General features: G+C 66.0%; 4 protein-coding genes. All 4 read left to right on the top strand.

The features are described 5' to 3' along the window. Positions 1-101: 101 nt before the first annotated feature. Genes DDA93_RS15930 through DDA93_RS15920 form a run of 4 tightly spaced genes read left to right on the top strand, consistent with a single transcriptional unit; the run spans position 102 to position 3352 of the window. Positions 102-1187 carry a tyrosine-type recombinase/integrase gene (locus tag DDA93_RS15930; protein ID WP_116779301.1) on the top strand — a complete coding sequence of 362 codons (1086 nt, stop codon included), beginning with the start codon at positions 102-104 and terminating at the stop codon, positions 1185-1187. Continuing rightward, complete coding sequence (locus DDA93_RS16940; RefSeq protein ID WP_243400677.1) at positions 1153-1791, top strand: hypothetical protein; 639 nt, start codon at positions 1153-1155, stop codon at positions 1789-1791. Before DDA93_RS15930 ends, DDA93_RS16940 begins: the two co-directional genes overlap by 35 nt. After that, the gene (locus tag DDA93_RS15925) at positions 1686-3056 is read left to right on the top strand and encodes a tyrosine-type recombinase/integrase (RefSeq protein WP_243400676.1); all 1371 of its coding nucleotides are present in this window, start codon (positions 1686-1688) and stop codon (positions 3054-3056) included. Before DDA93_RS16940 ends, DDA93_RS15925 begins: the two co-directional genes overlap by 106 nt. Continuing rightward, positions 3053-3352, top strand: a complete 300-nt coding sequence (locus DDA93_RS15920) for a DUF6262 family protein (protein ID WP_116779300.1) — start codon at positions 3053-3055, stop codon at positions 3350-3352. The genes DDA93_RS15925 and DDA93_RS15920 overlap by 4 nt, the downstream gene beginning before the upstream one ends. Positions 3353-3399 lie beyond the last annotated feature (47 nt).

Raw genomic sequence — 3399 nt, 5'->3', positions numbered from 1 at the left:
CCCTCTTAACCGGCTAATGACGTCGTTTCTGCAGGTCAGCGACACGCCATGCCATTTGTCTTCACAAGTGATCTGAATCGCTTCTGGTACATATGTTTTTCATGAGCAGCGATGGCGATCTGCGGCTTGAGGAACACGACGGCGGCTGGGCGTTGGCCGGGCAGGCGGCGCCGCAATTCAGACTCGTGGATGAATATCTCGCCTATCTGAGAGATCGGAACTACTCCCCGAAGACGGTGCGGTCCTACGGGTATGACCTTCTGGCGTTCTGTCGGTGGCTTCTGGCCACTGGACAGCCCCTCTCGGAAGTCGGCACGGAGGTGCTGCTGGGGTTTCTACGGGCCTGCCGCGAGGCAAAAGTCCCGGGCCGGGCAGGGCCGAACGTGATCAGGCTGACGGGCCGCCGCCTCGATCAGTACGCCGCGTCGACCATCAACCGAAGGCTGGCCGCGATCTCGGGTCTGTTCGCCTTTGCCGCGATGCGGGATCCGGAGATGAAGAACCCGGTTCCCAGGGGCCGGGAGGCCCGTTGGCTGGCCTCCGGTGAGCGCAGCGGGATGCTCGCGCACACGGTCCGGCGGCAAAAGAACCGTTCCCCGCTTCGGCTGCGTGAGCCCCGCCAGCTACCCACGGCGTTGTCCCAGTCCGACGCGGCCGAGCTGTTGGCAAGTTTCCGCGCCTGGCGGGACCAGGCGATCGCTGGCTTGATGCTCTACTGCGGATTGCGCTCGGCCGAAGTGCTGGCCCTGGACGTCGCGGACGTCGACATCGGCGGCCGCTGGCTGCAGGTAATCGGCAAGGGACGGCGGGAACGACGGGTGCCTCTCGACGCGGACGTGGCTTCCGTCATCCAGGTTTACCTGCTGGCCGAGCGGCCCGAATCAGTAAGTGGCCGCCTATTTCTCGTGGCTAAAGGCCCGAACCGGGGCCAACCATTGACAGCAGCCGGGCTACGTACGGTCTTCCGGTATCACCGCGGCGTGAGCGGCATCATCGGCGGCCACCCGCACGCATTACGGCACACGTTCGGGACCGCGCTGGCCGAGGCGGGCGTGGATCTGGCGGTGATGCAGGCCTTGCTCGGCCACGCCCACGTCGACACCACGGCCCGCTATATCCATCTGGCTCCGGCCCACGTGAAAGCAGAGTTCGATGCCGCTCGCGATCGCATCCGTTCCCAGCAGTGACCCGCACGCCGCTTACCTGGAATACCTACGGCGGACCGGGCGGGGTAACACCGCCTACTTATCGGCAGCCAGGACATTTTTCCAGCGGTGGCCGGACCCGCAGGAGTGGGCGGCCGGGCCGCTGCACGCGCGTCTGTCCGCCGGGGCTGCTACCCGGCCGATCATCACTTTCCTGATGCTGCACCAAGGCCTGCAGCCCGGCTATGACTACCTGCTCGAACGCAAGCTCTCCAGCATCTGGCGCGAGGTCAAAGACTCACCTCTGGCAGTCGACCTCGACCGGTTCATGACCGCGGCCGCGGACTTGGGATTCACCGACCGGGTCCGGTTCGCCACCGGCTCCCAGGTGCCGGTCCGGTTGCTCATCCAAACCGGCCGCACCTGGAACAGCTCACCCTGGCGGATCTGGCCGAGTTCACCGCCGCTTGCCAGGACAGACAGGAGCGCACCGGCAAGGGACACCACCACTACCTGTCGGCGGCAAGCAACGCCCAGCGGGTGCTGTTCCACCTCGGAGTCCTCGATGAGCTGCCCCGCGGCGTCGGCCCGACCCCTTTCGCCGAGCGGCTGGCCCAGGTTCAGCCGCCGATCCGGGCAACGATGATCTCCTACCTGGACCGCAAGCGCGCGACCTGCCGGCCGAAGACCGTCTCAACGATCGCGACCCGGCTCAAGCACTTCGGAGTGTTCCTGGCCGCCATCGACCCTGATCTGGAATCGGTCGCCGCCCTCGAACGAACGAAACACATCGAGCCCTACCTCACCAACATGGTCGACGCCGTGAACACCAAGAACGGCGAGATCATCACCGCGGCCGACCGGTCCCGGCGGGTGCTCGCATTGATGGGCTTCCTGACCGACATCACCGAGTGGGACTGGCCCGAAGCGCCGCGGCGCAAGCTTCTCTTCCGCGAAGATATCCCCAGACTCCCGCAAACGCTGCCTCGTTACCTGCCCGTTGACGTCGACCGGCGCCTCACCCAAGCCCTGACCGAGTCCCCGGGAAACGAGCTGGCCGCGGCCGCGCTGCGGTTGCAACGATCCTGCGGGCTGCGGATCGGGGAATTGCTCGACCTTGAACTGGACTGCGTCCACGAAGTCCCAGGCCACGGCAGTTGGCTCAAGGTCCCCCTCGGCAAGCTCGACACCGAGCGGATGGTCCCCCTCGATGAGGAGATCCTGGACCTGATCGACCACATAGCCGACATCAGATCACCGGGGCGGCCGTTGCCGCACCCGCGCTACCGTCGCCCGGCCCAGTTCCTGTTCACCCACCACGGGCGGCGGCTTGCGCAAAGCGCAGTTCGCGCCGAACTAGACCGCGCCGCCAGCGCCGCCGGGCTCGAACACATCACCCCGCACCAACTGCGCCATACCTACGCCACCGCCCTGGTCAACGCCGGAGTCTCCCTGCAGGCCCTGATGGCGCTCCTCGGGCACATGTCCGCCGAAATGAGTCTGCGCTACGGCCGGCTATTCGATGCCACCGTGCGCGCTGAATACGAGCGGGCCCTCGATCTGGCCAAACAACAGACCCGCACACCCGTCAGCGGCCGGACCACTCTGCCGCTCAGAGACATCACCGGAGGAATGGACTGGAAACAGACCCCGCTGTTGAAATCGCGCATGGCCGGAGGATTCTGCCTGCGGGCACCGGCCCAGGGCCCCTGCCCGTACGCAAATATCTGTGAACACTGCCCCAGCTTCCACGCAGAGCCCAGCTCACTGCCGATCCTGGCCGCGCAACGCGTTGATGCCGACGCACTCGCCCGCGACGCCGAGCAACGAGGCTGGATCGCCGAAGCCGATCGGCACAAACAGCTCATCACCCGACTCGACACCCTGATCAACGAGGCCACCGCAGGATGACCAACACGAGCACCCTCAACAGCGTCGAGCGCGCCTGCGCCGATCCGCTGCGGAACGGACAGGCCGTGACTTTCTCCGCCGTTGCCGCCCATACCGGCCTGGGCCGCACCACTCTCTACCGGGACCCGGTGATCCGGGCCATCATCGAGGAAAACCGCCACCGCGCAGCGACCAGCGCCACCCTCGTCGGCCTCACCGACGAGATCACCACACTCCGTGCCGCACTCGAGACTCTCGCCGCAAGCGTCCGGCGCCACGAGGAACAACTCCGGAAGCTGACCTCCCGAGAAGGCTAAAACCTTAACCGGCCAATCCCCGAAGTCCCAGCACATTAGCCGGATAA

The organism is Arthrobacter sp. Bz4, from assembly GCF_003075455.1.
In the GTDB taxonomy this organism is placed as follows: Bacteria; Actinomycetota; Actinomycetes; order Actinomycetales; family Micrococcaceae; genus Arthrobacter_D.
This window is presented reverse-complemented; position numbering and strand designations above follow the sequence as displayed.

Coding starts and splice junctions, on each gene's coding strand:
- DDA93_RS15930 (WP_116779301.1), top strand. CDS start 102: ATGAGCAGCGATGGCGATCTGCGGCTTGAGGAACACGACGGCGGCTGG.
- DDA93_RS16940 (WP_243400677.1), top strand. CDS start 1,153: ATGCCGCTCGCGATCGCATCCGTTCCCAGCAGTGACCCGCACGCCGCT.
- DDA93_RS15920 (WP_116779300.1), top strand. CDS start 3,053: ATGACCAACACGAGCACCCTCAACAGCGTCGAGCGCGCCTGCGCCGAT.